Annotated in this window: 25 protein-coding genes; 8 read left to right on the top strand and 17 right to left on the bottom strand. The window is 70.1% G+C overall.

What is annotated here, in order from left to right; translation table 11 throughout:
* Positions 1 to 7: 7 nt before the first annotated feature.
* The 5 genes from A9W96_RS17395 to glmS form a co-directional block, all read right to left on the bottom strand.
* A complete protein-coding gene (locus A9W96_RS17395; RefSeq protein WP_156753043.1) occupies positions 8 to 1,384 on the bottom strand; it encodes a glutamate decarboxylase in 1,377 nt (458 codons plus the stop codon).
* A gap of 31 nt (positions 1,385 to 1,415) precedes the next feature.
* On the bottom strand, positions 1,416 to 2,846 hold the full coding sequence (locus tag A9W96_RS17390) for a bifunctional ADP-dependent NAD(P)H-hydrate dehydratase/NAD(P)H-hydrate epimerase (RefSeq protein ID WP_067141567.1): 1,431 nt from the start codon (positions 2,844 to 2,846) through the stop codon (positions 1,416 to 1,418).
* 73 nt (positions 2,847 to 2,919) lie between these two features.
* Complete coding sequence (locus tag A9W96_RS17385; RefSeq protein WP_067141564.1) at positions 2,920 to 3,600, bottom strand: rhomboid-like protein; 681 nt, start codon at positions 3,598 to 3,600, stop codon at positions 2,920 to 2,922.
* A 104-nt stretch (positions 3,601 to 3,704) separates the two neighbouring features.
* Complete coding sequence (locus A9W96_RS17380; RefSeq protein WP_067141561.1) at positions 3,705 to 4,607, bottom strand: DUF4436 domain-containing protein; 903 nt, start codon at positions 4,605 to 4,607, stop codon at positions 3,705 to 3,707.
* A 120-nt stretch (positions 4,608 to 4,727) separates the two neighbouring features.
* Positions 4,728 to 6,602 (bottom strand): glutamine--fructose-6-phosphate transaminase (isomerizing), encoded by a 1,875-nt coding sequence (gene glmS, locus A9W96_RS17375; protein WP_066866322.1) that lies wholly within the window; start codon positions 6,600 to 6,602, stop codon positions 4,728 to 4,730.
* 538 nt (positions 6,603 to 7,140) lie between these two features.
* Between glmS and A9W96_RS17370 the strand changes: the two genes are divergently transcribed.
* From A9W96_RS17370 to A9W96_RS17355, 4 genes are read left to right on the top strand one after another with little or no spacing between them, the layout of a single operon-like run.
* Positions 7,141 to 7,338: an Rv1535 family protein gene (locus tag A9W96_RS17370; protein WP_067141558.1), complete on the top strand. Its 198-nt coding sequence runs from the start codon at positions 7,141 to 7,143 to the stop codon at positions 7,336 to 7,338.
* 25 nt (positions 7,339 to 7,363) lie between these two features.
* Positions 7,364 to 8,203 carry a dienelactone hydrolase family protein gene (locus A9W96_RS17365; protein WP_067141555.1) on the top strand — a complete coding sequence of 280 codons (840 nt, stop codon included), beginning with the start codon at positions 7,364 to 7,366 and terminating at the stop codon, positions 8,201 to 8,203.
* A gap of 31 nt (positions 8,204 to 8,234) precedes the next feature.
* The gene (locus A9W96_RS17360) at positions 8,235 to 8,585 is read left to right on the top strand and encodes an ester cyclase (protein ID WP_066866316.1); all 351 of its coding nucleotides are present in this window, start codon (positions 8,235 to 8,237) and stop codon (positions 8,583 to 8,585) included.
* Between the two features lie 38 nt (positions 8,586 to 8,623).
* Positions 8,624 to 9,667 carry an LLM class F420-dependent oxidoreductase gene (locus A9W96_RS17355; protein ID WP_067020131.1) on the top strand — a complete coding sequence of 348 codons (1,044 nt, stop codon included), beginning with the start codon at positions 8,624 to 8,626 and terminating at the stop codon, positions 9,665 to 9,667.
* A 4-nt stretch (positions 9,668 to 9,671) separates the two neighbouring features.
* On the opposite strand, the gene A9W96_RS17350 is transcribed toward A9W96_RS17355, so the two are convergent.
* The 9 genes from A9W96_RS17350 to eccCa all read right to left on the bottom strand — a co-directional run bounded on the left by A9W96_RS17350 (position 9,672) and on the right by eccCa (position 18,694).
* Positions 9,672 to 10,049 carry a hypothetical protein gene (locus tag A9W96_RS17350; protein ID WP_067141552.1) on the bottom strand — a complete coding sequence of 126 codons (378 nt, stop codon included), beginning with the start codon at positions 10,047 to 10,049 and terminating at the stop codon, positions 9,672 to 9,674.
* A 3-nt stretch (positions 10,050 to 10,052) separates the two neighbouring features.
* Positions 10,053 to 10,376 carry a hypothetical protein gene (locus A9W96_RS17345; protein WP_067020127.1) on the bottom strand — a complete coding sequence of 108 codons (324 nt, stop codon included), beginning with the start codon at positions 10,374 to 10,376 and terminating at the stop codon, positions 10,053 to 10,055.
* 50 nt (positions 10,377 to 10,426) lie between these two features.
* Positions 10,427 to 11,773 (bottom strand): phosphoglucosamine mutase, encoded by a 1,347-nt coding sequence (gene glmM / locus A9W96_RS17340; protein WP_066866308.1) that lies wholly within the window; start codon positions 11,771 to 11,773, stop codon positions 10,427 to 10,429.
* 150 nt (positions 11,774 to 11,923) lie between these two features.
* Entirely contained in the window at positions 11,924 to 12,379 is a 456-nt protein-coding gene (gene rpsI, locus A9W96_RS17335; RefSeq protein WP_197497998.1) for a 30S ribosomal protein S9, read from the bottom strand.
* A 77-nt stretch (positions 12,380 to 12,456) separates the two neighbouring features.
* Positions 12,457 to 12,900 (bottom strand): 50S ribosomal protein L13, encoded by a 444-nt coding sequence (rplM, locus tag A9W96_RS17330; RefSeq protein ID WP_066880449.1) that lies wholly within the window; start codon positions 12,898 to 12,900, stop codon positions 12,457 to 12,459.
* 246 nt (positions 12,901 to 13,146) lie between these two features.
* On the bottom strand, positions 13,147 to 13,449 hold the full coding sequence (locus A9W96_RS17325) for a WXG100 family type VII secretion target (RefSeq protein WP_156765289.1): 303 nt from the start codon (positions 13,447 to 13,449) through the stop codon (positions 13,147 to 13,149).
* Between the two features lie 9 nt (positions 13,450 to 13,458).
* The gene (locus A9W96_RS17320) at positions 13,459 to 13,773 is read right to left on the bottom strand and encodes a WXG100 family type VII secretion target (RefSeq protein ID WP_066866283.1); all 315 of its coding nucleotides are present in this window, start codon (positions 13,771 to 13,773) and stop codon (positions 13,459 to 13,461) included.
* A gap of 44 nt (positions 13,774 to 13,817) precedes the next feature.
* Complete coding sequence (locus tag A9W96_RS17315) at positions 13,818 to 15,047, bottom strand: type VII secretion-associated protein (RefSeq protein WP_067141544.1); 1,230 nt, start codon at positions 15,045 to 15,047, stop codon at positions 13,818 to 13,820.
* On the bottom strand, positions 15,044 to 18,694 hold the full coding sequence (eccCa, locus tag A9W96_RS17310; RefSeq protein WP_067141541.1) for a type VII secretion protein EccCa: 3,651 nt from the start codon (positions 18,692 to 18,694) through the stop codon (positions 15,044 to 15,046). The genes A9W96_RS17315 and eccCa overlap by 4 nt, the downstream gene beginning before the upstream one ends.
* Before the next feature lie 160 nt (positions 18,695 to 18,854).
* Between eccCa and eccD the strand changes: the two genes are divergently transcribed.
* Positions 18,855 to 20,237: a type VII secretion integral membrane protein EccD gene (gene eccD / locus A9W96_RS17305; protein ID WP_067141538.1), complete on the top strand. Its 1,383-nt coding sequence runs from the start codon at positions 18,855 to 18,857 to the stop codon at positions 20,235 to 20,237.
* On the top strand, positions 20,234 to 21,547 hold the full coding sequence (gene mycP, locus A9W96_RS17300) for a type VII secretion-associated serine protease mycosin (protein ID WP_067141535.1): 1,314 nt from the start codon (positions 20,234 to 20,236) through the stop codon (positions 21,545 to 21,547). The genes eccD and mycP overlap by 4 nt, the downstream gene beginning before the upstream one ends.
* On the opposite strand, the gene eccB is transcribed toward mycP, so the two are convergent.
* Positions 21,512 to 22,891 carry a type VII secretion protein EccB gene (gene eccB / locus A9W96_RS17295; RefSeq protein WP_067141603.1) on the bottom strand — a complete coding sequence of 460 codons (1,380 nt, stop codon included), beginning with the start codon at positions 22,889 to 22,891 and terminating at the stop codon, positions 21,512 to 21,514. The two genes, mycP and eccB, sit on opposite strands and share 36 nt — an antisense overlap.
* Positions 22,892 to 23,018: 127 nt before the next feature.
* Here eccB and A9W96_RS17290 point away from each other — a divergent pair, with 127 nt between their 5' ends.
* Positions 23,019 to 23,915, top strand: coding sequence for a cutinase family protein (locus A9W96_RS17290; RefSeq protein WP_197499552.1), 897 nt, complete (start codon positions 23,019 to 23,021; stop codon positions 23,913 to 23,915).
* A 42-nt stretch (positions 23,916 to 23,957) separates the two neighbouring features.
* The gene (locus tag A9W96_RS17285) at positions 23,958 to 24,593 is read left to right on the top strand and encodes a cutinase family protein (RefSeq protein WP_067141529.1); all 636 of its coding nucleotides are present in this window, start codon (positions 23,958 to 23,960) and stop codon (positions 24,591 to 24,593) included.
* Here A9W96_RS17285 and truA read toward each other — a convergent pair.
* Both truA and rplQ read right to left on the bottom strand, forming a co-directional pair.
* Positions 24,590 to 25,450 carry a tRNA pseudouridine(38-40) synthase TruA gene (gene truA / locus A9W96_RS17280; RefSeq protein ID WP_082972378.1) on the bottom strand — a complete coding sequence of 287 codons (861 nt, stop codon included), beginning with the start codon at positions 25,448 to 25,450 and terminating at the stop codon, positions 24,590 to 24,592. The two genes, A9W96_RS17285 and truA, sit on opposite strands and share 4 nt — an antisense overlap.
* Entirely contained in the window at positions 25,428 to 26,063 is a 636-nt protein-coding gene (gene rplQ, locus A9W96_RS17275) for a 50S ribosomal protein L17 (RefSeq protein WP_067141524.1), read from the bottom strand. Before rplQ ends, truA begins: the two co-directional genes overlap by 23 nt.
* Positions 26,064 to 26,114: the final 51 nt, after the last annotated feature.

Here is a 26,114-nt window from a genome sequence, read left to right as displayed (position 1 = left end):
CCAACCGTCAGTGCGCGAAGTGCTCGGCGCGGTAGTGCCCGCCCGGCTTGAGCTTGTCGAGGCTGGCCAGCGCGGTGCGGGCGTCGTCGTGCAGGGCCCGGGCCAGGTCGGCGGACAGGCCCTCGCGCACCACGATGCGCAGCACCGAGATGTCGGTGGCGTTGTCGGGCATGGTGTAGGCCGGCACCTGCCAGCCGTAGCCGCGCAGCTCGTGGGAGACGTCGAACTCGGTGTAGCCCAGCCCGCGGGCGAGCCGGAAGCTGACCACCGGGATCGCCGAACCGTCGGAGATCAGCTCACAGTGCTCGCCGGTGCGCAGCTGCTCGCCCAGCCAGCGTGCGGTCGACGACAGCGTCTGCATCACCTGCGTGTAGCCCTCGCGTCCCAGCCGCAGGAAGTTGTAGTACTGGCCGACGACCTGGTTGCCGGGCCGGGAGAAGTTCAGCGTGAAGGTCGGCATGTCGCCGCCCAGGTAGTTGACGTGGAACACCAGATCCTCGGGCAGGTACTCCTTGCTGCGCCACACCACGAACCCGACGCCGGGGTAGGTCAGCCCGTACTTGTGGCCGCTGACGTTGATCGACACCACCCGCGGCAGCCGGAAGTCCCACTTGAGCTCGGGGTGCAGGAACGGCACGACGAATCCGCCGCTGGCCGCGTCGACATGCACGGGGACGTCGACTCCCCCGCCGGCGGCCAGCTTGTCCAGGGCCGCGCAGATCTCGGCGATGGGTTCCAGCTCCCCGGTGTAGGTGGTGCCCAGGATCGCCACCACCCCGATGGTGTCCTCGTCGACGGCGTCGACGACCTGCTCGGGGGTGATGACGTAGCGCCCCTCCTCCATCGGCAGGTAGCGCGGTTCGACGTCGAAGTAGCGGCAGAACTTCTCCCAGACCACCTGGACGTTGGAGCCCATCACCAGGTTCGGGGTGCGGCCCTTCCAGTCCCCCCCTTTTTTCCGGCCCACCTTCTCGCGCCACCGCCACTTCATCGCCAGACCGCCGAGCATCACGGCCTCGCTGGAACCGATCGTCGACACCCCGGTGGCGCTGGACGGGTCGTCGTCGCGCAGCCCGTCGGCGTGGAACAGGTCGGCCACCATGCACACGCAGCGCTGCTCGATGGCCGCGGTCGCCGGGTATTCGTCCTTGTCGATCATGTTCTTGTCGAACGTCTCGGCCATCAGCTTGCCGGCCTCGGGATCCATCCAGGTCGTCACGAAGGTGGCCAGATTCAGCCGGGAGCTGCCGTCGAGCATCAGCTCGTCGTGGATGAAGCGGTAGGCAGCCTCGGGATCCATCGACTCGTCGGGCATCCGCAGCGCCGGCACCGGCGCGGTGAACAGGCGGCCGGTGTAGGCGGGCGCGATCGAGTGGGCGGGCATGGACGGGTGTTGGGGCACGACGAGATCCTCTCTATAGGGCGGCCAGGGCGGCTCGGATGTGCGGCACGATGCGCGAGGCCGAGGTAGGGGCCTCGCCGGGGCCGGGGTCGGCGGCCGAGCACGCTGCCGCGCGCGCGTGCACGAAGGCCGCGGCGGCGGCCGCCTCGACCGCCGGCAGGCCCGCGGCCAGCAGCGCGCCGATCATGCCGGACAACACGTCACCGGAGCCGGCGGTGGACGCCCAGGACTGCCCGGCCGGATTGAGGTAGACCGGGCCGCCCGGGTCGGCGATGACGGTGACGTTGCCCTTGAGCAGCACCGTGGCGCCGAACGCGTCGGCCAGCTTGCGGCACGCGCCCACCCGGTCATCCACCGGCGGGTTACCCGCCAGCCGCGCGAATTCACCCGCGTGCGGGGTCAGCACCGTCGGCGCGGTGCGGTTGGCCACCAACTCGGGGTGCGCGGCCAGGATGGTCAGCCCGTCGGCATCCACGATCACCGGCAGGTCGGTTTCCAGCGCGAACCACAGCGCCGCGGCCCCGACGTCGTCGGTGCCCAGTCCCGGGCCGACGACCCAGGACTGCACCCGGCCGGCCGAGGCGGGGGTGGGCGAGGCGATCACCTCCGGCCAGTGCGCGAGCACCTCGCGGTGCGCGCTGCCGGCGTAGCGGACCATGCCGGAGGTGGCGGCGACGGCGGCGCCGGTGCACAGCACGGCGGCGCCCGGATAGGTCGACGAGCCGGCCATCACGCCGGTGACGCCCTGCGAGTACTTGTCGTCGTGGGGCCCGGGCACCGGCCAGCGGGCGACCACGTCGGCGGCCTCGAACCCCAACGCTGCGACGTTCGGTGCACCCGGCAGGTCGAGCCCGATGTCGATCAGCCGGACCCGCCCGCAATCAGCCAGCGCGTGCACGGGTTTGAGGCCGCCGAAGGTGACGGTCAGCACGGCGCGCACGGCGGGGCCGGTGATTGCGCCGGTCGCCGCGTCGATGCCGCTGGGTATGTCGACGGCGGTCACCGGGATTCGGGCATCGTTGACGGCGGCGAACACCTCGGCCGCGGCGGGCCGCAGCGCTCCGGAGCCGGAGATGCCCACCACGCCGTCGATGACGAGATCGGTTGTCGGCGAGACGCTTTCGACGACGCGACCGCCGGCCTTTCGGAACGCCGCCAGGCCTTTGCGGTGGGTGCGCTCCGGGTTGAGCAGGATCGCGTCGGCGGCCGCGCCGCGACGGCGCAGGAAGGTGGCCGCCCACAACGCGTCTCCGCCGTTGTCTCCGGAGCCGATGACCGCGCACACACGTCGCCCGGTTACCCCGCCGGTGCGCGCCGCTAACTCGCCGATGATCTCGGTGGCCAGCCCATAGGCCGCGCGTCGCATCAAAGCGCCGTCGGGCAGGCTGGCCAGCAGTGGCGCTTCGGCCTGGCGGATCGCGTCTACCGAGTAGTAATGCCGCATCAGAGTCAGATTACGTGGCACCGTCGCGGGGGCTTGGCGCCCACGGTTTTTCGGTTGCGCGCGGGCGCCGGCATCAGCTCGGGGTGGCCGGCGGCACGCCGCGGCGCACGATGCCCCGCAGGCGCGCCGGACCGAGCTGCCGGCTGCCCTTGGAACGCGTGCGCGTCATCGGGTAGAAGCACAGGCCGATCAGAATCGAGGTGAAGTGCCCGATGGCGGTGAAGTTCAGTTCGTTACCCATGGTGATCAGCGGGAAACCGAAGATGACGAACAGCACCCCGAGATAGCCCCAGCACCATGGCCGGGCGATGTGGTAGGTCAGCACGGCCATCACGCCGACCAGAAAATAGCTGACCCCGATGTCGCGGGCGTGCACCAGCCGTTGCGGGGCGTCATGGTCCTCGATCGCGAAGTAGAGGATGCCTTCGCTGATGTAGGTGGCCAGGATGTGCGAGCTCAATCCCACTGTGAGCCAGCGCAGCTGGCCGAGCCAGTGTTCGGCCGGCGCGAGAAACAGGGTGAACAGCAGCAGGTAGGGCTCGAAGTTCTTGCCGTCGATCCACAGCAGGCTGGAGAACAGGACATCGAGCGGATCCCTGCCCAGTTCGTGAATGTTGGTGGAGCGGTGCAGCAGTACCGAGTGCAGCTCCCTGCCGGTGAGATGGGTCTGGATGATCGTGGTGATCATCAGCACCAACAACCAGCCATAGGTCAGCGGCGCGCTAGTGACGTAGTGCCAGACCGCCAGCGTCATGCTGCGCACTCGCCTGCGAACCGATGGATGCGCCACGACTCAACCTTCGCACGCGGGCCGCGGCGCCGGACAGCTTCGGCGGCAAACACGCCGCCGGCGTCCGGCTACTTGGCCGGTGCCGGTTCCGCCGGTGCGGGCGCCGGTACCGCCGGTGCGGCGGCGGGCGGCGGCTTCAAATGCCGCCACCAGCAGCCGATGTAGAGAATCATCGAGACCGCCAGCGCGACCAGCACCCAGATGACGACGGTGATGTCGACCCAGCTGCCGAACGGCGGCGAGCCGGGTAGCGCGTTGCGCAGCGGCACCACCGCGAACAGCATCGCCGCGTACCAGGTCGTCATCGGCGGCTGAAACGGCCGCCGGTCGCGCGCCGTCTGAATCGCCACGACGAGGGCCAGGCTGGCGATCGTGATCAGCACGCCGAGGATGACGATGGCGAACGCCGCGGTGCTCAGCGAGCGCCGCACGTTCAGCCGGTAGGGACCGTCCGCCTGGGACCTGGTGGCGGACAGCCGCCACCCGGACAGGTGGTCGACGAAGGTCACCGGCACATGGTCGGGCGCCCGGTCGGTGTCCGGGCCGTAGAAGATTTCGACTTCGATCGGCCCCGAGCGATATTGGTCGAAGGGCCACCGCTCGATCTGGCCCGCGATGGTCAGCGGGACCGCCATCAGGCCGGGCAGCATGCCCTTGGTCCAGGTGTGCCGGGACGGCATCGCCGAGGATCGCACGCGCAGGCTCAGATCGTCCTTGAGGTGGTGGGTTTTCGGGTCCAGCAACGCCGATCCGGGATTGAATGCCAGGTTGACGGCGAGCACGCTGTTGTTGGACTGGATGTCTTCGACGTTGATGGTCGCCGACGGCTTGTCGCCGTCGACGGCCGGAGCGGCGACGTCCAGACGTCGTCCGGTACCGCTCTGCGCGTACATCGCGACGGCTACCACGTATGCCGCGAGGATGAGGACGACAAGACCTACGACGCCGTACTTCGTGCCGGCCGATCGCATACTTCCTCCCGTACGGACGTAGCCCAACCCACCTGCCGCAAAAGCTTTCCCAGGGCAATGTAATGGATCGGCTGCGTATTCGCCGGTGATACGGAGGAAGCGGCGCGAGCTGCTTCGCGCCTATTCGACGGTGACGGACTTGGCCAGGTTTCGCGGCTTGTCCACGTCGTAGCCGCGGGCCTGCGCCACCGACGCGGCGAACACCTGCAGCGGGATGGTCGACAGCAGCGGCTGCAAAAGCGTTGACACCGACGGGATTTCGATCAGGTGATCGGCGTAGGGGCGCACGGTGTCGTCGCCTTCCTCGGCGATCACGATGGTGATCGCGCCGCGCGCCTGGATCTCGCGGATGTTGGACAGCAGCTTGGCGTGCAGCACGGCCGACCCCTTGGGGGACGGCATGATGACGATGACCGGCAAATCGTCCTCGATCAGCGCGATCGGGCCGTGCTTGAGCTCACCGGCGGCGAACCCCTCGGCGTGCATGTAGGCCAATTCCTTGAGTTTCAGCGCACCTTCGAGCGCCACCGGGTAGCCGACGTGGCGGCCCAGAAACAGCACCGTCGGGGACTGGGCGAACTGGTAGGCCAGCGCGGCCACCGGCTTGATGGTCGCGATCACCCGCGCGACGAGGTCCGGCATCGCTTCCAGCTCGTGGTATTCGCGCTGCACCTCGTCGGGGTACTTGGTGCCCCGGGCCTGCGCCAGCGCCAGCCCCACCAGATAGTTGGCGGTGATCTGCGCCAGGAACGTCTTGGTGGAGGCCACCCCGATCTCCGGGCCGGCCCGGGTGTACAGCACGGCGTCGCACTCGCGCGGGATCTGCGAGCCGTTGGTGTTGCAGATGGCCAACACCTTGGCCTTCTGCTCCTTGGCGTGCCGGACCGCCTCGAGCGTGTCCGCGGTCTCGCCGGACTGCGAGATGGCGACCACCAGGGTGCTGCGGTCCAAAACCGGGTCGCGATACCGGAATTCGCTGGCCAGCTCGACCTCGACCGGCAGCCGCGTCCAGTGCTCGATCGCGTACTTGGCCAGCAGCCCGGAGTGGTACGCAGTGCCGCAGGCGACCACGAACACCTTGTCGATCTCGCGGAGCTCCTGATCGGACAGGCGCTGTTCGTCGAGGACGATCCGGCCGTCGACGAAGTGTCCCAGCAGGGTGTCGGCCACCGCGGCGGGCTGCTCGGCGATCTCCTTGAGCATGAAGTACTCGTAGCCGCCCTTCTCGGCGGCGGCCAGGTCCCAATCGATGTGGAACTCGCGGTAGGCCCCGGGCCCCAAATCCTCGTTGCCGTCGAAGTCGGTGATCCGGTAACCGTCCGCGGTGATCACCACGGCCTGGTCCTGGCCGAGTTCGATGGCGTTGCGGGTGTGCGGGATGAACGCCGCGACGTCGGAGCCGACGAACATCTCGCCCTCGCCGATGCCGATGACCAGCGGGGTGGAGCGGCGGGCGGCGACGATGGTGCCGGGTTCGTCGGCGTTGGCGAACACCAGCGTGAAGTGGCCGTCCAGGCGGCGCAGCACCGCGAGCACCGACGCGGCGAAGTCCCCCGCGGTGTCGCCGTGCCGATACGCCTGAGCCACCAGATGCACCGCGACCTCGGTGTCGGTGTCGCTGGCGAACTCGACGCCCTGGGCCTCCAGTTCGTGGCGCAGGTTGGCGTAGTTCTCGATGATGCCGTTGTGGACCACGGCGATCTTGCCGGCGGCGTCGCGGTGCGGGTGCGCGTTGCGGTCGGTCGGTCGACCGTGGGTGGCCCACCGGGTGTGGCCCAGACCGGTGGTCCCGGTCAGCGACGACGGCGGCATCTGGGCGACCGCCTCTTCCAGGTTGGCCAGCCGGCCGGCGCGACGGCTGATCGTCAGCGTGCCGTCACCATTGGCCAGGGCGACGCCAGACGAGTCGTAGCCGCGGTACTCCATCCGGCGCAGCGCGGCCATGACGACCTCGCAGGCGGGCTGCTGCCCGACATAGCCGACGATTCCGCACATTCTGAACAGGGTAGTGCAGGCGCGGCACCGACCCCGCACTCCGCGGCCGGGGTTGGGCCGCCCACCTGCGCAAAGGGCCGGCTGTGACCTTGCCCGACCGCCGGTTCTGGTTCCGCCGCGCATGAGCCCGGCACCCTGGGCACCTCCGCCATTCACTCAACCGTCATAAACGGCGGGAACATTTTTCACCCGGTGTATTTGTGACGGTTTCGTGTCGGACCAACGCCCGCGGGACACACCGCCCTAATATTTGAAATGTCAGCAAAGACCGGAAATAACCGGAAAGCCGCGGAAGGACGAGCTGCTTGAAGCCAGACCGATCACGATCGCACAGCTTGTCGGCCACGCAGCCGCGGTCATCCGTTTGCAGCAAGGATTTCATTCGGTATCGGTCAGATGATCTGGCTACCTGGGACCACGCTTTTAGCCGAGCAATGAATTTTCGTTGTCAGTGGTTGTTAACCGGGAATTGTGCAACGGGTCGTATTGAGATGCGTAACTTTCTCCGACCGCCCGCTGGGCGCCATGGGAGGCAATCATGACCGCAGTTCGCTACGACGACGTGGTGCCCGCCGCGACGGCGTCGGCAGCCACGCAACCGGCCTCGCCGCGCCGGCGGCCGTCGGCCGGCCCCACGGACCCCTTGATGGCCATGACCACCCGCTTGCTGTCCATCCCGCTGCATCAGCTCTACGCGGCGCTGTGGCGGGTGGGTGTCCTCGAGGTCAGGGCCTAGCCGAAGGATGCGCTAACGTCAACGCGTGGCCCGCATCCGCAAGCTCGTCGCAGCTCTCAGCCGCCGTGGTCCGCATCGGGTTTTGCGTGGTGACCTGGCCTTTGCCGGGCTGCCGGGGGTGGTGTACACCCCCGAGGAGGGGCTGAATCTGCCCGGGGTGGCGTTCGGTCACGATTGGCTCGCCGGTGCGGCCCGGTATTCGAACCTGCTCGAGCACCTCGCGTCGTGGGGCATCGTGGCCGGCGCGCCCGACACCCAGCGCGGCCTGGCGCCGTCGGTGCTCAACTTCGCCTTCGATCTCGGCACCGCCCTGGACATCGTCTCGGGCGTGCGCCTGGGCCCCGGCAAGATCAGCGTGCATCCGGCCAAGCTCGGCGTGGCCGGTCACGGTTTCGGCGGCTCGGCGGCGGTGTTCGCCGCGGCCGGCATGCCGGCCAAGCCCGCGGCGGTGGCGGCGATCTTTCCGAGCGTCACCAGTCCGCCGGCCCAGCAGCCGGCCGCGACGCTGCAGGTTCCCGGGGTGATCTTCGCCGCGCCGGGCGATCCGAAAGCCCTGAACTCGCATGCGTGGCCGCTCGCCGACGTGTGGGACGCGGCGACGCTGCGCATCGTCAGCAAGGCCGAACCCGGTGGCCTGGTCGAGGGACGACGGCTGACCAAGGTGGTGGGCCTGGCCGGACCGCACCGGCGCACGCAGCGGTCGGTTCGGGCGCTGCTGACCGGCTACCTGCTGTATGCGCTGGCCGGCGACAAGAAGTACCGTGACTTCGCCGACCCCGACGTGCACCTGCCGCGCACCGACGCGATCGACCCCGAGGCTGAAGCGATTCCCACGGAAGACAAGATCGTCGCCCTGCTGAAGTGAGAAGGCGTGGCCGACGGGGTAATTGCCCCGTATGTCGACCGTGCAAGCGCTCTACGACCGCTGGATCATCGAGCTGTGGAACGGCGCGCCCATCGCGCCCGAGATCGTCACCGACGACTTCGTGGGTCATTGGCCGGGCCGGGAGGTCTGCGGACCCCAGGAGCTCGCACAGATGGTCGAGCAGACCCGAAACATGTTCTCGGACTTGAGTTTTGCCATCGAGCTCGGCCCGCTGTGTGACGGTGACCTGGTCGCGGGCCGCTGGGTGGGCACCGGCCTGGGCCCGGACGGACCGGTCTCGTTCACCGGCAACGACATCCTGCGCCTCGCCGCCGACGGTCAGCGGTTCGCGGAGTACTGGACGGGCACTTCGGCGGGCTGACGGCCTTGGGCCGCGCGGCAGCGTGGTAAGTGTCAGTGATGAGAATCGGGATCGCTCTGAACTATTCGGGCGGCTTTCACGAGGCCGTGGATCGCGTGGTCGAACTCGAGAAGTCCGGCATCGAGGTCGCGGTGGTGGCCGAGGCGTATGCCTTCGACGCGATCAGCCAGCTGGGATACCTGGCCGCCAAGACCAACTCGGTCGAGCTGGCCTCCGGGGTGTTGCCCATCTACATCCGCACCCCGTCGCTGCTGGCGATGACCGCCGCGGGGCTGGATTACGTGTCGGACGGGCGTTTCCGCCTCGGCATCGGCACCTCCGGGCCGCAGGTGATCGAGGGGTTCCACGGCGTCCCGTTCGACGCCCCGATCGGGCGCACCCGCGAGATCGTGGAGATCTGCCGCAAGGTGTGGCGGCGCGAACGCGTGCAGTACGACGGCAAGCACTATCAGCTGCCGCTGCCCGCGGACCGCGGCACGGGATTGGGCAAGCCGCTGCAGCTCATCAATCACCCGGTGCGCGAACGCATTCCGGTCAGCATCGCCGCGCTGGGGCCCAAGAACGTCGAGCTCACCGCCGAGATCGCCGAGGGCTGGCAGCCCGTCTTCTATCTGCCGGACAAGGCCGACTCGATCTGGGGCGAGTCGCTGGCGGCCGGTGCCGCCAAACGCGATCCCGCGCTGGGGCCGCTCGATGTGATGGTGCACGCGTCGCTGGCCATCGGCGAGAACCTCGACGAGCGGCTGGCCTGGGTCAAGCCGCAGCTGGGCCTCTACATCGGCGGGATGGGCGCCAAAGGCCGCAATTTCTACCACAATCTGGCGACGCGCTACGGGTTCGGCGAGGTCGCCGACCGGATCCAGGAGCTGTACCTGTCCGGCCGCAAGCAGGAGGCCATCGACGCGGTGCCCGACGAGTTGGTGCGCGGCATGTCGCTGATCGGCCCGCGCGGATACGTCGCCGAACGCATGGCCGCCTTCGCCCAGGCCGGGGTGACCACGCTGTTGGTGAACCCGCTGTCCACCGACCGGGCCGAATCCATGCGCTTCGTCGAGGAGGCTTTGCGGCTGCGGCCCGTCTGAGCGGTCATTGCCCCGCCTGCGGAAGCTGGTCGGCGGCAATCTCGCACGGCGATTTCGCCTGGTCGGTCTGCGGCGCCGGCTCGGCGGCGGTGGTCTCGGCGGTGGGGGCGGGCTGCTCGGGCTGGCCGGCCAACTCATCGATGCGGTGGGCGGGCTGATCGGATCGACGGGTGACGGGCCGGACGGCGCGGACCCCTTCACCGACGGTGGCGAGGATGGCTTGGACGAAACCCCGTTCCACCCAGAAGATCTCGAGGACGCCGACGCCGAGCCGCCCGCCGACGACGCGCCCGCCGGCCAGACCGTCGAGGATGGGCAGGCCCAGCCCGTCGACGAAGCCGCGCCGCCGCCACCCGACGAGTCCATCCAACCGGTCGGCCATCGGCTAGGCGATCCGCGCCGCGGCATACAGGTCGGCGTCGGCGTAGCGTTCGGCGCTGGACCGCAGCGCGACGGCGATCTCCCCGGACGCGCGCCCCCACTGCGACACCTGCGCCACCAGCCGCTCGACTTCGACGCGCAGGGCGTCACCGCGCGCGGTGTGCGCCCGCCCCGCGGCGGCCCCGCCGAACGCCAGCCTGGCCAGGTGATCGCTCACCGCGCGGTCGATGAAGTCGGCCGCCATGGCGAATTGATTGGCGACCCGCTGTGTGGCCGGCGCGTCGAACTGGGTGACGGCAAAGGGTCGTGTTCCCCCAACGGATTTCATGCCTTATCCGACGCCCGCCGACGCGGCGGGGTTCCGCTGGGTTAGGAGATCTACAGCGCGTCGCTGACCGCTTCGGCGACCCGGGTGGCGATCCGCGCGGCGGTGTCCTTTTCCGGCGCTTCCACCATGACGCGGATCATCGGTTCGGTTCCTGAGGGGCGCAACAGGATTCGGCCGGTGTCGCCCAGCTCGGCCTCGGCCTGCCCGAGGGCGGTCTGAACCGCGGGCGCGCTGGCGGCGGTGTCCTTGTCGGCGACGGTGACGTTGATCAGCACCTGTGGCAACGTCTGCATGGCCGAGGCCAGCTCGGCCAGCGACGAGCCGGTCTGCACCATGCGGTTCATCAGCCGCAGGCCGGTGACGATGCCGTCACCGGTCGAGCCCAGCGCGGGCATCACGATGTGCCCGGACTGCTCGCCGCCCAGGCTGTAGTCGCCGGCCCGCAACTCCTCCACGACGTAACGGTCGCCAACGCCGGTGGTGCGCACCGTGATTCCCGCCGAGCGCATGGCCAGGTGCAGGCCCAGGTTGCTCATCACGGTGGTGACCAGCGTCTTGGACGCCAGCTCGCCGGCCTCGTGCATCGCCGTCGCGAGCACCACCATGATGTGGTCGCCGTCGACCAGGTTGCCTCCTGCGTCGATGGCCAGGCACCGGTCGGCGTCGCCGTCGTGCGCCAGGCCCAGGTCGGCGCGGTGCGCGACGACCGCCGCGCGCAGCGAATCCAAGTGCGTCGACCCGCAGTTGTCGTTGATGTTCAGGCCGTTGGGGTCGGCGTTGATGGCGATCACCCGGGCGCCGGCCGCGCGGTAGGCCCGCGGGGCCACCGCGGAGGCCGCGCCGTGGGCGCAGTCCACCACCACGGTCAAGCCGTCCAGGCGCAGGGTGCTGGCCTTGCTCAGGTGGCGCAGGTAGCGGTCGGCCGCGTCCTCGGCGTCGATCACCCGCCCGATCCCGGCGCCGACCGGGCGCAGCCCGGGATCGACAGGGACATCAGCCAGCAACGCTTCAATGTCATTCTCGGTGCCGTCGTCGAGCTTGTGGCCGCCGGGGCCGAAGATCTTGATGCCGTTGTCGGGCATCGGGTTGTGCGACGCGGAGATCATCACCCCGAAGTCGGCGTCGTAAGCGCCGGTCAGGTAGGCGACCGCGGGGGTGGGCAGCACCCCGACTCGCAGCGCGTCGACGCCCTGACTGGTCAACCCGGCGATCACCGCGGCCTCCAGCATTTCGCCGCTGGCCCGCGGATCGCGGCCGATCACCGCGACCCGCCGCCCTGGTGCCGGCGCGCTCGCCAGGTGCCGCGCCGCCGCCGAACCCAGCGCCAGCGCCAGCTCGGCGGTCAACTCGCGATTGGCGACCCCACGGACACCGTCGGTGCCGAATAGTCGACCCATGCGAACAAACCTCTCACAGTTGTCGGGCTAGCACCTAACGTGCCCGTTCCTTTGTGAATGAAACCGGCCATGCCGGGGCGCAGACACGCCGCAACCGGCCACAACTTGTGCACCGCGATGCCAAGTTGTGGCCGGATAGCGATCGCTCGATCAGCGCTTGCTGTACTGAGGCGCCTTGCGGGCCTTCTTCAGGCCGTACTTCTTGCGCTCGGTGGCACGCGGGTCACGGGTGAGGAAGCCGGCCTTCTTCAGCGGGGGCCGGTCCTCGGGCTGCGCCAGGATCAGCGCCCGCGCGATGCCCAGCCGCAGTGCGCCGGCCTGCCCCGACGGGCCGCCGCCGTGCAGCAGCGCGTAGATGTCGAAGCTGTCCACCCGGTCGACGGTGACCAGCGGGGCCTTGATGAGCTGCTGGTGCACCTTGTTGGGGAAGTAGCCCTCCAGGGTGCGGCCGTTCAGGTTGAACTTGCCGGTGCCGGGCACCAGGCGCACCCGCACCACGGCCTCCTTGCGGCGGCCGACGGTCTGGATGGGCCGGTCGAAGACGAAGGACTCGGCGGGCGCGGCGACTTCGGCGGTCTCGGAGGCCTCCACCGGGGCCTCGGTCACCTCGGCGGCCTCTGCGACTTCTGCGGTCTCCGGGTTCTCCGGGTTTTCGGGGTTTTCCAAGGCCTCGGTCGTTTCGGTCACTGGGCCACCTGCTTGATCTCGTACGGGACGGGCTGTTGTGCGGCGTGGGGGTGCGTCGGGCCGGCGTAGACGTGCAGCTTGCGCGCGATCTGGCGGGCCAGCTTGTTCTTGGGCAGCATGCCGACGATCGCGTCCTCCACGACCCGGTCGGGGTGCTTGTCCATCAGCTCGCGGATCGTCCGGCTGCTCAGACCGCCGGGATACCCCGAGTGGCGGTAAGCCAGCTTCTTGTCCAGCTTCTGGCCGCTGAACGCGACCTTGTCGGCGTTGATGACGATGACGTAGTCACCGCCGTCGACATTGGGGGTGAACGTCGGCTTGTGCTTGCCGCGCAGCAGGGTGGCTGCCGCGACGGCAAGGCGGCCAAGCACCACGTCCGTGGCGTCGATGACGTGCCACGACCTCGTGGTGTCACCCGCCTTTGGCGTGTACGTAGGCACAGCGCTTACCTTCTTTTCTCGAGGTGGATCCCGGTATGAGCCGGGGGCCGGTCAGGCGTTCGCGGTAAGGGCTTGGTCTCGGCGACCGACATTGACCCGAGGCCCCGGCGTACCGCACGCCAACGGAGCAGCTTACCGACCGCCATCCCCGCAGGTCAAAATGACTGTGTGGTCCCGACGGCTCTCCCCCGTCAGGACCACACAGTCTCACGGCGCGGCTCGAACCGCGCGGTGTCCCTTCGGCCGCTACCGCGCCCAGCTGCTTGCGGCCCGGCGGTCGGCGTTGGCCACCTCTTCGGCGCCGTCGCGTACCGCGTTTCCCAGCTCGGCCAATATCTCGTTGAGCGCCGTCGCCGACTGATGCCATTTCAGCTGTTCGGCCTGGTAGGCGGTGGCCGCTTCGCTGGTCCAGAGTTGCCGCAGCGGTGCGATCTGCGAGCTCAGCTCGTCGAGCGCGGCGTTGAACCGGGCAGACGTGGCGTGGATGTCCTGGCGCACCGAGTGTTCGATTTCGCCGAAGTTATAGGAAAGCACCGGGTCCACGGGGATCCTCTCTCCTCACAGGTTTCCGCCGGCGGCGGCGATGTGGTGTGCGTGGTTATGGCCGGCCTCCTGCAGGGTGGCGGCGTTGTGCCGAATGGTGTCGGCGATCGTGCTCAGCGCGTGGTAGAGCCTCAGCGACTCGGCGTTCCAGCGGTCCATCACGTCCTTGAAGCGCGCGGCCGCCAGCCCGCCCCACGCCGAGTGCGGCACGCCGTTCATGCGGCCGACGAATGCCTGCAGCATCGCCCGGATTTCCTCGTTGCGGACGTCGGTGGTACCCGCGACCGACCGCATCAGGTCGAAGTCGGCGCTCAGTGCATTTCCGGACATACCAATTTCGACCTGCGCCGTGGCCCTTTGGTTCCACCGAGTTTTCAGCCGATCGCGTGGGCCGATCGCACCGCCTGTTCGCAGGCATCGCGCACGGTGTTTTCGTCGCCGGGCCGGCTCTGGCAGCCGATGCTGATCCGGACCGGGCCGTCCAGCAGCACGGTCCAGCGCACCTGATGGCCGGCGCGCACCTCGCGGTACGTCACCGCCGGTCGGCCGGCGCTGGTTGCGGACGGGTCGAAGTCGACGAATACGCCGGGGGGCTCGGCGTCGATCGCGCGCTTCAACCGGTCCGCGGTGCCGTTCAGTGTCTCGCCCGCTACCGGGGACTGGGTGATGTGCAAGGCGACGTCGGGATCCGTCGGGGACGTGACCTGTACGCGCGCCGAGCCCGGCCCGCTGAGCACCCGTTGCGTCGACCAGGTCGTCGGGACCGACAGCGCCACCCGGCCTTCCACCAGAAAGGTTGTGGGCGCGGTTGCCACCGGTTTGGGCGCCGCGGCGCCGGGCCGGCCCGTGGTCAGCGCCGTCGGTGCCGCCGCGGCGACGACGATCAGGGCCGCCCCGAGCGCGCTCAGCGTGCGACCGCGCCATCGGACGGCGCCGGCGGATGGGCCGGCAGCCCGCGCAGGGCGGGCGGGCCGTGCGAGCCGGACCAGCCGGATGTCGTTGATCTGGTGAGTGTTCGGGCTTTCCGGTCCGGTTCCGCGCACCGCGTCGGCGATCAACGTCGCCAGCGCCGACGCACCGGTGACGGTGCTCGGCGTGTCGATCAGCACGGCCGCGGGGGCCATCCCGGCGACGATGTCCGCGACGTCGTGGGCGACGGACTGCGGTTCGGCATTGCGCGGTACGGCGGTGACCTCACTGGTGGTGATCGCCACCAGTCGCTCGGCGATTTCGACCACCACGGTCGCGTCCGGCGCGGCGCCGGACGCCTGCATCAGCAGCGACGACCGCGTACGCGTCCGGACCTCGCCCGCCACGGCGGCACCGGCCGCGCGCACCACGCCCACCCGCGCGGCCGACCACCACGACGGATGCACGACCACCAGCGCCTCGCAGTGCCCGCGGATTCCCGATCGCAGCGCGGTTTCCCACAGCGCGTCAACGGCCACCGGGCGCTCCCCCACCAGCGCCACCCGGTCGTCTATCGCATCCAGCGCGGCCCGCACGGTGTCGAGCGACTCGGCATCAACGACAGTGCCTGTGGCGCAACATAATCGGCGGATGGTGCCCGGGCCGGCTTCGACGATCGCGGGATGCTCGTTCATGGCGGGCTCCAGGCGACCTGGACGAGTTCTTCGCCACCGCCGCGAGTGGTCAGCACGCCGCGGCCCGGCGGCAATCTCAGCGACTGAGTGGAACCGAACGACCCGCCGTCGCCCGGGCATCCGCTCATCGTCAGCGTCGTGCAACCGAGGTCGCGCAGGCTCGCCAGCAGTGGCTCGAACATCGCGCGCTCGAGGCCGCCGCTGCGCCGGGCAATGACCAAATGCAATCCCAGATCCGCCGCGTACGGCAAGAATTCGACGATCGGCCCCAGGAGGTTGCCCGCCGGGGTGGCGACCAGGTCGTAGTCATCGACGATGACGTAGAGCTGCGGTCCGGACCACCAGGTGCCGCTGCGCAATTGGGCCTGGCTGGCGTCGGGCGGCGGCATCCGCGTCCGCAGCGACTCGAGCAGGTTTTGCAGCGATACGGCCAGGGCGGCGGGTGACATCGCGTAGCCGTCGAGATGGTCCGATTCGACGACACCGAGCAGGGTGCGGCGGAAGTCGACGACCAACAGCCGGGCCTGCGTGGGCGTCCTCGTCCGCACGATCTCCCGGCACAACGTCCGCAGCGTGGCGGTCTTGCCGCACTCGTTGTCGCCCAGCACGAGCAGATGCGGCACTCGCGCGAAATCGATTGCCACCAAATCTAATTCCCGCTCCCGCAGACCCAGCACCATCGGCGCGCCCGGATCCGGTTTCGATCCGCGAACGATATCCTCGCGATCCACCCGCAGGGGCAGTAGCGGTATCGGCGGGGCGACCGACGCACCGGCGGGGACCTCGGCGATGGGCGCGGCGATCACCATCTGCAGGCCCTCGGGGGAAAGACCTCGGCCCGGTCTGTCGCGCGGCACATGCTGCGCGGCCCGGCGGTCGATTTCGGAATCGGCGGGGTCGCCCAGCCGTAACTCGATGCGGCTGCCGATCTGGTCCCGCAGCGAAGGCCGGACCTCGGCCCACCGCGTTGCCGACAACACCAGGTGCACGCCGAACGAAAGCCCGTGGGCCGCCAGCGCGATGATCGGCTCCTCCAGTGATTCGAATTCTTGGCGCACGCTCGCCCAGCCGTCGATGACGAGGAACACGTCGCCGAACCGATCGTCGCTCATGCGCCCCTGGCGGTATTGGGCGATCGAGGCGATGCCCTGCTCCCGAAACAGCGCTTCGCGGCGACGAATGACCGACTCGCATTCGGCGACTATCCGGCCGGCCAGCCGGGGATCCGCGCGTCCGGCGACCGCGCCGACATGGGGCAGCGCGTGCACCGTCGACAGGGCCCCGCCACCGAAATCCAGGCAGTAGAACTGCACCTGCCCGGGATCGTGCGTGGCGGCCAGGGCGGTGATGAGCGTGCGCAGCGCCGTCGACTTTCCCGCTTGGGGCGCGCCGACCACGGCCACGTGGCCTGCGGCCCCGGACAAATCGACGATCAGCGGTGTCCGGCACTGATCGAAGGGGCGGTCGACGCTGCCGATGGGCACCGTCAGGCGTCCCGGCATGCGGTCGGCGTCGGCCAGTACGGTCTGCAGCGCCGGCGCCGGCCCGAGTGGGGGCAGCCAAACCCGGTGCGCGGGCGGGCCTTGGCCGGACAACCGGTCCAGGACGGCGTGCGAGATGCTCCTTTCGGGCTTCCCCCTCGCCGTGACGGCCCGGGCGACGGCACCGGTGACCCCGGCGCTGAACACCCGCACGCCACCGGCCGTCGCGACGGGGACCCGAGCCGGCGTGTACGTGGGCAGCGGCGCCGAAACGGAGGCGGCCTGGAAACGAATCGGTTCGCCGCCGCTCACTCGCAGGAAGCCGCAACCGGGGGCGCTCGGCAATCGGTAGGCGTCGAGGTTGCCCAGCAGGGTTTGGGATTCGGCGGCCGACAGCGTCTTCAGGCAGAGTCGATACGAGAGGTGGGCGTCCAGCCCACGTAGCCGGCCCTCATCGAGGCGCTGGCTGGCCAGCAGCAGGTGCACGCCCAGCGACCGGCCCAGACGGCCGATGGCGACGAACGTGTCAGCGAAATCGGGTTGCTGGCTGAGCAATTCGGAGAACTCGTCGACGATGACGAACAGCGTGGGCAGCGGGGGCAACGCCGCACCGGCCGCCCGCACGCGCTCGTATGCGGTGACGCTAACGCAGCCCGCCGTCCGCAGCACTTGCTGGCGGCGGTTCATCTCGCCGGCCAGGGCCTCGCGCATCCGGGCCACCAGCGGCGCGTCGTCGGCCAGGTTGGTGATCACCGCCGCCACATGCGGGGCGCTCGCATAGTCGAGAAACGTTGCGCCGCCCTTGAAGTCGACGAGCAGCAGGTTCAGCGACTCCGGCGAATTGTGGGCCATCATGCCCAGCGCGATGGTCCGCAGCAGCTCCGACTTGCCCGACCCGGTGGCGCCGATGCACAGCCCATGTGGGCCCATCCCTCCTTCGGCCGACTCCTTGATGTCCAGCTCGATGGGCGCACCCTGCGCGGTGATTCCGATCGGTACGCGAAGGCGGTCGCGGTGGCGTTGACCGCGCCACAGCGTGGCCGGGTCGAACCGGTCGGGATCGGAAAGCCCCGTCAGCTCCGGCCAATTGGGGCCCGCACCCCTCGAGCGGTCCGCGTGCGGATGGTACCCGGCCAGCCGGCGGGCGCAAACCAGCGCGTCGATGGGTGACATCTGGTCGGGGCACCATCCCGGCGCCGGTGGGTCCGGCGCCGCGATGCTCAGCGGTGCGCCCTTGCGGGCGTTGCCCACGCCGAGGATGGTCGCGCCGACGATGGGGCCGGTTCCGTCGGCCAGATCGGTGACCACCACCACGTGGGCTCCTTGCACCGCGGCGAGCGCGCGCCGCGCCTGCGCACCACCCGAATAGACCATCCGCACCGGGCCCACCGCGTCGGCGTCGGTCGGATGTTGGTTGTGCGGAAGCCATTTCAACCAGTCCCAGCGCTCGCGGTTCTCACCGTCGATGGCAGCGGCGATGAGGACTTGATCGGGTGCGTGCAGCACCGCGAGCTGGCAGACAATCGCCCGCAGTAACCCGCGCGCCTCGGCCGGGTCGCCGTCGACCCGCACCACTGCCCCGCCCCGAAGGTCGATCACGATCGGAGCGCGGATCGTCGCGTGCGCCTCCAGGAAGCGCCGTAGCGCCAGCGCGGTGACCGGATCGCGATGCTGCGGCGGAGGAAGCGACGGCGCGACCAATCGGCGAGCCAGTGGCTGGGGGCCAACGCCCATGCGCACGAGGCCGTATTCGGCACCGTCCGGTCGCCGCTCCCACATCCGCGGACCGCCGATCAAGGTCCACAGCGTGTCGGGATCGGGATGGTCCCGGATCGACGAGTAATGCTGTGCCGCGGCGATTTCGGACACGGACCGGCTCAGCCCGCTCAGGTAGTCGAGGTATTGGTCGCGGTCGGTGTCGATGCCACCGCCGCGACGGCAGGTGCCACCGGTCAGCGCGGTCAGCACGGTCGAGACCAGCATCATGGCGGGAAATGCCAGAAACATGGGAGTGCGGGCCGGACCGTTCCCGGCACTGAGCACGGCGGCCATCAGGCCCATGCACACCAGGGACAGCACCACCGGAAGTAGCCGCGGCAACAATCCCGATGCTGCCGCGGGCGGGAGGTCCGGCGGTGCGTCAACAACGATCTCCGCGGCCGGCATCCCCGACACCGCCGGCAAACTCTGGGTCACCTCATCCCCTTCCCGGTGCGACGACGGTAGGTAGCACCGACATCGGCGACAAGTCACCTGTGGACAGCCGGACACCGGCGCGATCGAACCCGGTTACGTTCTGCCTCAGTCCGACCGAAGGGTTTCGCCGTTGCCTGCAATCGATACCGGGCTGCGACGCGTCTGCGTGCATTGGCAGAGCGCAGCCGTCGATGTCGCCCTGCCCGCCGAAATCCCTGTCGCCGTGTTGCTTCCGTCGATCGTCGACCTCCTCGGTGTCGACTGCCCCGACGGCGAAGCCGTGCGCTACCGCCTGTCGCCGCCGGCCGCGGCCGGCTTGGATCCGTCGATGACGCTGGCCCAGCACGGCATCGCTGACGGTGCGACCCTGCTGCTGAGCAGAAGCACCACACCGTTGCCCGGCCCCCGTTACTTCGATGTGGCGGACGCCGTCGCGGCCGCACTCGACCCGGCCACCGAGCCGCACCACGAATCCTTGCACCGGCACGCGGTCCGCCTGATCGGCGCGGCGGCGGCGATGCTGTTGGGTGCGGCCGGAGGGCTGGTGATCCTGCGTATTGCGCTGGGCGGCAATGGGCGCCGTGATGCTGCCACGACCGCCGTATTGCTCTCGTCCGCTGTCCTCACCCTTGGGCTGGCGACCATCGCGCACCGCGGCTATGGGGACCGGACCGCCGGGCTTGCGCTGAGCGCGATCGCGACGGCGTTCGCCGGGCTCGCCGGTTTCGTGGCGGTGCCGGGTGCGCCCGGCGTTCCCCACGTCTTGCTGGCCGCAGCCGCGGCCGCGGTCACCTCGGTGGTGGCGATGCGCGTAACAAGCTGCAGCTCAGTCACTTTGACGGCCGTCTCGTGCTGCACGATGGTGATCGCGCTGGCGGCGTTGGCGGGTGTGATCGGCGGGGCACCATTGTGCGCCATCACCTCGGCGGCGGGGGTGGTGTCGCTGGGCCTGCTCTCAGTGGCGCCGCGCGCATCGATCACGCTGGCGGGGTTGGCGCCCCGGCTGGGAACATCCGGGGTGCCCAAGACCGACCCGGGCGACGCGGCCGTGTGCCGCCAAGCGGTGCGCGCCGACAGCTGGTTGACGGGTCTGCTGGCGGGATTGTCGGTATCGGCCGCCCTGGGAGCGATCGCCACCGTGCTCGCCGGAGCGCCGCGCCTGTCGTGCACCGCGTTCGGCACCCTCACCGCCGCGCTGTTGCTGCTGCGCTCCCCGTCCGCCGACATCAGACGAACGCTGGTGTTCGCGATCAGCGGAATCGTCATCGCCGCAACGACATTCGGCGTGACCGCCGCGCGCGCGGCGGTGCACGTACCCTGGGTCGCGGCCGCAACCACGGTGTCGGTCGTCGTGGCCATGTATTTCGGGTTCGTCGCCCCGGCGCGGCCCGCCTCGGCCGTCGTGCGCCGCGGTGTCGGACAACTGGAATGGCTGGCGCTGGCCGCGATGGTTCCCCTGACCTGCTGGATATGTGGACTCTACGGCGCGGTCCGCGGTGTGAGCCTCCGATGATGAGCCCGCGCGCCGGTCGCCTGCTGACGGTGTCGGCGCTGACGCTGGCGGCCGCGCTCGGAAGCCCGACGGCGCAGGCTGTTTCGCCCCCGGACGTCGACGACAGGTGGTTGCCCATACCGGCGCGGCCGGCGCCCCCGTGGCCGACCACACAACGCGAGGTCTGCGCCACGCTGACTGCCGACTCGGGACCGGGCCGCAACCGACCGGCGAATCTCGGCGACCTGTCGGCGGTGTGGCAACTCAGCCGCGGCACCGGACAGCGGGTCGCGGTCATCGACACCGGCATCTCGCGACATCGGCGACTGCCCGATGTGGTGCCCGGGGGTGACTACGTATCCACCGGCGACGGCACGCAGGATTGCGATGCGCACGGCACTCTGGTGGCCGGAATCCTCGCGGCCACAACGGAGTCCAAGTCCGACGGTTTCAGCGGGGTGGCACCGGAGGCCACCTTGATCAGCATTCGCCAGTCCAGTGCCAAATTCACCCCGACCGGCGACCGATCCCGGATCGGGGTCGGCGATGTCGACACCATGGCGAAGGCCGTCCGGACGGCCGCCGACCTGGGGGCCTCGGTGATCAACATTTCCTCGGTGGCGTGCACACCGGCGGCCCAGGCGCCCGATGACCGTGCGTTGGGTGCCGCACTGGCTTACGCCGTCGACGTCAAGAATGCCGTCGTCGTGGCCGCGGCGGGCAACACCGGCGGCGCCGGACAGTGCCCGCCCCAACGTGGCGATGCCACCTGGCAGACCCTCACGGTGACCGTCAGTCCCGCCTGGTACGACGACTACGTGCTGACCGTCGGGTCGGTCAAAGCCGACGGGACGCCCTCGCCGTTCACCCTGGCCGGTCCCTGGGTGGATGTCGCCGCGCCGGGTGAGGCGGTGCCGTCACTCGCGCCGGACCCGGTGTCCGGCACTAGCTATGCCGCCCCGATGGTCAGCGGGCTGGCCGCGCTGATCCGCGCTCGCTTCCCGGCGCTGACCGCCCGCCAGGTGATGCAGCGCATCAAGGCGACGGCGCGTCATCCACCCGCGGGGTGGGATCCCCTCGTCGGCAACGGCACCATCGACCCGCTCGCCGCGGTCAGCGCCGGCACCGGCGCACCGGCCGACAGGCCCGCCCCATCGCCGGCGCCCGCGCCGATCGCAGCGCCGGCGCCGGTCGGGCCGCGCGATTCCCGCGCCCGGGACACCGCCCTGCGTGGGGCCGCGATCTGCCTGGTTGCGCTGACGATCGCGGTGGCCGCCGGGGCCGCCCGAGGCCGCCTACGGCGAGCCCGCGACCGCATCGCGGGCGATTGAGGCGTTCCGCCGGCTCAGCTCCGGGCCGGCCGGCAACAGCGTGAGCAGCGGCCACGGCGCCGGCGCCGCGTCGGTGAGACCGAGGTCACGCGCGGCGTCGTCGTCGTGAACGGCGAACCGGACGCCGGTGTCGGTGATCAGGTAGCGGGGGCCGGCGCCGTCGCCCGCCCGCACGTAGGCGCTTCGCCCGGCCGGAACGTACGCGGCGTCCAGTGTGGGGCCGTCACCGTCGGCTTGCGCCAAGGCCACCGGCGTCCGGCCGGCCGGGATGGGCAGCCCGGCCTCCGCCACGAAGGCCACGCCGGTTCTCTTTCCCTCCCAGCTCGCGCACAACGTGCCGGCGGGATCTGAGAACGTCGGCGGCCGGTCGGGAAAGAGGGCGACCGGCAGCTCGGTGACGACGGGCGCGGACCGGATGGCGTCGGGGGCGACGGTGACGGCGTTGGTCGTGCCCTGCGGGTTGCTGAAGCGCAGCAGGTCGGCGGCCACCTGGCCGATGCGTTGCACCCCGGCGGCCAGCACCGCGTAATACTCGTCGCCGTCGGCGCGTGTGATGCGAAGCACACTGCCGACCGGAAGCCCGGGCAGTCCAGGCGCCCTGGTGCCGCTGCCGTGGATCCGCGGCGGCGCGATCGGCGGCACCTCCGGCACGGCGTTCAGCAACGCTGGCGAGACGGTCACCGGCGCCCGGCGCTCGAGGCGCAGCGCGCGCACGACAGCAGCGTCGTCGAGGTTCACCAGCGCGCGGTGGCCGTCGTAGAGCAAATAGGCCGGCGAACCCGCGGCCGTCGCCACCAGGATCGCTTCCCCGCCGGTCACCCGGTGCGCCGGTGGCGCCTCGGAGCGTGGGCCGATGATGACGGCCGTGGCGGTGCTGGCGCCGGTGCTATCGCATATCGCCCAATCCGTATCGTCCGGGGACAGCGGCCTGCCCAGAGACTCCGGTGCCCCCGGAATGCCCAGCAGCGGACCGCGTTTGGTGGCGCTCAAATCGGAATCTGTGACCGGCTGGGGGTTGGCGGCCGTCGCCGCGATGAGCCGGGCCGAAGACAGGTTGAGCACCGGATGCCAGACGTCGCCCACCCGGACGAAGAGGGCACCGGATTCACGGCTCATCACGATCCGCGCGCGGTCGAGCGCCACGTGCGGTCGCAGCACCGCCAGCAGCGTGCAGCCGGCCAGGGCGACAGCGGTGAGTACACATCCGCACAGCAGCGATACCCGGCGCCCACGCGAGCCGGGCCAGGCCGCCCCCACCCCCTCGCCCAGCAGCGCGCCTTCGACGCGCCGCAGCAAATATCGGTGAGCGCTGACCTGCACCCACGTGGCCGGCCGAGGCGGCACGAGATCTCCCCATCCGATGAATCCGTCGACGCCCACGCTACGGCGCCGTTTCGCACCGTCAGCGCGGTTATCCACAGGTCGCGGGCGTTTCGGTTGACCGGAAATTGGGTAAAATCGCCCGGTGAAAATTCACCGCACACGTACCCTTCGGGCGGGCACCGCGCGGTCAGCAGGCCGCTTGCTCGGTCTGGGTGCGTCTGCCCTGGTTATCGCCGCTGGCCTGCTCGCAACCCCCGCCGCGGCGCCCACGGCCTCCGCCGACGACTGCCCGGACGTCGAGGTCATCTTCGCCCGCGGCACCAACGAGCCCCCCGGCCTGGGCCGGGTCGGCGACGCGCTGGTCGACTCGCTGCGCCAGCAGACGGGCGGCCTGAACATCCTGCCCTACGGGGTGAACTACGCCGCCAGCAAGCTGCAGCTGCACGGCGGCGACGGCGCCAACGACACCATCGACCGGGTCAAGAAGAGCGTGGAGAAGTGCCCCAACACCAAGATCGTGCTGGGCGGCTACTCCCAGGGCGCCTCGGTGATGGACATCGTGGCCGGGGTCCCCATCGGCGGCATCAGCTGGGGCAACACCCTGCCCGCGCAATACGCCAACAACATCGCCGCCGTCGTGACCTTCGGTGACGTGGCCGACCGCGCCGGAGGGTCGCTACCCACCAAGAGCGCGATGCTGGGCTCCAAGGCCGCCGACTATTGCAACCCCAACGACCCGATCTGTCACGCGGGCGAGGGCAACGAGTGGAGCGGGCACACCGAGGGCTACGTCCCCGTCTACACCACCCAGGCTGCGGCGTTCGTCGCGCAGAAACTGGCGGCCGCCGGCCTGGGCCAGCAGTCACCCGCCTTCGGTCCGCCCCTGGGCCCCGGCTACGGCCCGCAGCAGCCCGGCTACGGCCAGCAGTCGCCGGTTAACGGGCAGACCCCCGGTTCGGGCCCGTCGATTCACGACGGGGGTCCGGGGCCCGCAACCGGCCCGGTCGTCCCGACCACGGCCGCACCGCAAGCACCTCTCGTCTAAATCGTTACCGTCGGGTTATCAACGCCCCCTTAACATCGCTGTGTGAGGCTTATCCCGTTAGGGCTGGGCATCGGAATTGGCGCGACGGGCGCGTTATTGATTGCCCCCCAATTGGTTCCGCATGCGTCGGCATCGTGCCCCGGCGTTGAAGTGGTGTTTGCCCGCGGCACCGACGAGCCGCCCGGTGTCGGCAAGGTGGGTGGCGCCTTCGTCAGCTCGTTGCGCGAGCAGACTCGCAAAAGCGTTGGCGCATATGGGGTGAACTACCCGGCAAGCAAGGACTTTCTGGCAGCCGCCAACGGCGCCAATGACGCCAGCGCCCACATCCAGCAGATGGCCGCCAACTGCCCCGGCACCAAACTGGTGCTGGGCGGGTATTCGCAGGGCGCCGCCGTTGTCGATATCGTCACGGCCGCACCGGTGTCCGGCCTCGGCTACCGCCAGCCGCTGCCGCCCGGGGCCGCCGATCACGTCGCGGCGGTCGCGCTGTTCGGCAACCCGTCCGGCCGGGCGGGTCAACTGATGAGCGCCCTGTCCCCCAACTTCGAGGGCAAGACCATCGACCTGTGCAACCCGGGCGACCCGATCTGCTCGTCGGGCATGCAGTGGAGCTCGCACCTGGGCTACGTGCCCGGATTGACCAACAAGGCTGCGACTTTCGTGGCGGCCCGGGTCTAGCGCGAGCGGATGTCGCGGGTGATCAGGGTGCGCGCGGCCAGCTGGTCATCGGGCGGGTAGTCCACGGCGACCAGCGAAAGCCCGTGCGCGGGCGCGGCGGCGAAGTCGCTGGAACGCTCGGTGGCACTGAGCAATTCGCGGCAATAGGACACCGGGCGGCGGTGTTCGCCGACGGCCAGCAGCGCCCCGACCAGTGAGCGCACCATCGACCAGCAGAACGCGTCGGCGCTGACCTGTGCGGTGATCAGGTCGCCGTTGCGGGTCCACTCCAGGCGCTGCAGATCGCGGATGGTAGTGGCGTTCTCGCGATGACGGCAGAACGCGGCGAAATCGTGCAGTCCCAACAGGTCTCGTGACGCCGTCGCCATGGCCTCGACGTCCAGGGGGCGAGGCCACGCGGTGACGTAGCGGGCCTGCAGCGGCTGCACCCCCCAGGGCGCCGTCGAGAGCCGGTACTCGTAGTGACGACGCAGCGCCGAGAACCGGGCGTCAAAACCCGCTGGCGCGCGGGTGATGTCGACGACCCGGACGTCGGTGGGCAGGAATCGACCCAGCCGGCGCAGCAGCGGTCCGAACTCCGGCTCTCCGACGTGCGGTGCGCGCGGATAGGCGTTGGGCAGTGCGTCGGCCGGCACGTCGACGTGGGCCACCTGCCCGGTCGCGTGCACGCCGGCGTCGGTGCGGCCCGCCGCGCGCAGGCGCACCGGCGTGCGGAAGACCGTCGTCAGCGCCTCGTCGAGAATCCCGGCCACGGTCCGCTGGCCGGCCTGAGTGGCCCAGCCCGCGAAACCTGTTCCGTCGTAGGCGATATCGAGCCGCAGACGGACGTCCTCGCTAACTCTCGTCAGCCTCGTCAGCCTCTTCGGCCTTCTCGGCCTCGGCCCGCGCCTCGATGGCCTCGTCGTGCTTTTCTTCGGCGGCGGCCTCCGCCTCCGTGGCCTGCGAAACCTTGGGTGCCTCCGTGGTCTCCTCGGCCGTGGCCTCCTCGGCCGTGGGGCCGACGGCTTCGGAGGGCTCGACGGCCGCCTGAGGCGCCGCCGCCGCGGCGACCGGGGCGTCGGACTTCTTGGAAGCCTTCACCCGTCGCGCCCGGTCGGCCTCGGAGGTGACCGTCTTCTCCCGCACCAGCTCGATCACGGCCATGGGGGCGTTGTCGCCCTTGCGCGGCTCGACCTTGATGATGCGGGTGTAGCCGCCGTTGCGGTCGGCGTAAAACGGGCCGATCTCCGCGAACAGCGCGTGCACCACGTCCTTGTCGCGGATCTTCTTCAGCACCTCGCGACGGTTGTGCAGCGCACCCTTTTTCGCGTGCGTGATCAGCTTCTCCGCGTACGGCCGCAACGCCCGCGCCTTGGGCTCGGTCGTCTTGATCCGGCCGTGCTCGAACAGGGAGGTGGCCAGGTTGGCGAGCAGCGCCTTCTGGTGCGAAGACGACCCGCCGAGGCGAGGTCCCTTGGTGGGCTTGGGCATTGCGACTATCTCCTTGAAGTGGCCGGCCCCCGTATCAGGTAGGGCCGGGAC

It is taken from the genome of Mycobacterium sp. 1245852.3, assembly GCF_001669335.1.
Lineage (GTDB): Bacteria > Actinomycetota > Actinomycetes > Mycobacteriales > Mycobacteriaceae > Mycobacterium > Mycobacterium europaeum_A.
Note: the sequence above shows the minus strand (reverse complement) of the source record. Positions and strands in the feature narration are given on the sequence as shown.

Excerpts from the sequence above, each read along its gene's own strand:
- A9W96_RS17395 (WP_156753043.1), bottom strand. The coding sequence starts at position 1,384 with ATGCCCGCCCACTCGATCGCGCCCGCCTACACCGGCCGCCTGTTCACC.
- A9W96_RS17390 (WP_067141567.1), bottom strand. The coding sequence starts at position 2,846 with ATGCGGCATTACTACTCGGTAGACGCGATCCGCCAGGCCGAAGCGCCA.
- A9W96_RS17385 (WP_067141564.1), bottom strand. The coding sequence starts at position 3,600 with ATGACGCTGGCGGTCTGGCACTACGTCACTAGCGCGCCGCTGACCTAT.
- A9W96_RS17380 (WP_067141561.1), bottom strand. The coding sequence starts at position 4,607 with ATGCGATCGGCCGGCACGAAGTACGGCGTCGTAGGTCTTGTCGTCCTC.
- glmS (WP_066866322.1), bottom strand. The coding sequence starts at position 6,602 with ATGTGCGGAATCGTCGGCTATGTCGGGCAGCAGCCCGCCTGCGAGGTC.
- A9W96_RS17370 (WP_067141558.1), top strand. The coding sequence starts at position 7,141 with ATGACCGCAGTTCGCTACGACGACGTGGTGCCCGCCGCGACGGCGTCG.
- A9W96_RS17360 (WP_066866316.1), top strand. The coding sequence starts at position 8,235 with ATGTCGACCGTGCAAGCGCTCTACGACCGCTGGATCATCGAGCTGTGG.
- A9W96_RS17355 (WP_067020131.1), top strand. The coding sequence starts at position 8,624 with ATGAGAATCGGGATCGCTCTGAACTATTCGGGCGGCTTTCACGAGGCC.
- A9W96_RS17350 (WP_067141552.1), bottom strand. The coding sequence starts at position 10,049 with ATGGCCGACCGGTTGGATGGACTCGTCGGGTGGCGGCGGCGCGGCTTC.
- A9W96_RS17345 (WP_067020127.1), bottom strand. The coding sequence starts at position 10,376 with ATGAAATCCGTTGGGGGAACACGACCCTTTGCCGTCACCCAGTTCGAC.
- glmM (WP_066866308.1), bottom strand. The coding sequence starts at position 11,773 with ATGGGTCGACTATTCGGCACCGACGGTGTCCGTGGGGTCGCCAATCGC.
- A9W96_RS17320 (WP_066866283.1), bottom strand. The coding sequence starts at position 13,773 with ATGTCCGGAAATGCACTGAGCGCCGACTTCGACCTGATGCGGTCGGTC.
- A9W96_RS17315 (WP_067141544.1), bottom strand. The coding sequence starts at position 15,047 with ATGAACGAGCATCCCGCGATCGTCGAAGCCGGCCCGGGCACCATCCGC.
- eccCa (WP_067141541.1), bottom strand. The coding sequence starts at position 18,694 with ATGCCGGCCGCGGAGATCGTTGTTGACGCACCGCCGGACCTCCCGCCC.
- mycP (WP_067141535.1), top strand. The coding sequence starts at position 20,234 with ATGATGAGCCCGCGCGCCGGTCGCCTGCTGACGGTGTCGGCGCTGACG.
- rplQ (WP_067141524.1), bottom strand. The coding sequence starts at position 26,063 with ATGCCCAAGCCCACCAAGGGACCTCGCCTCGGCGGGTCGTCTTCGCAC.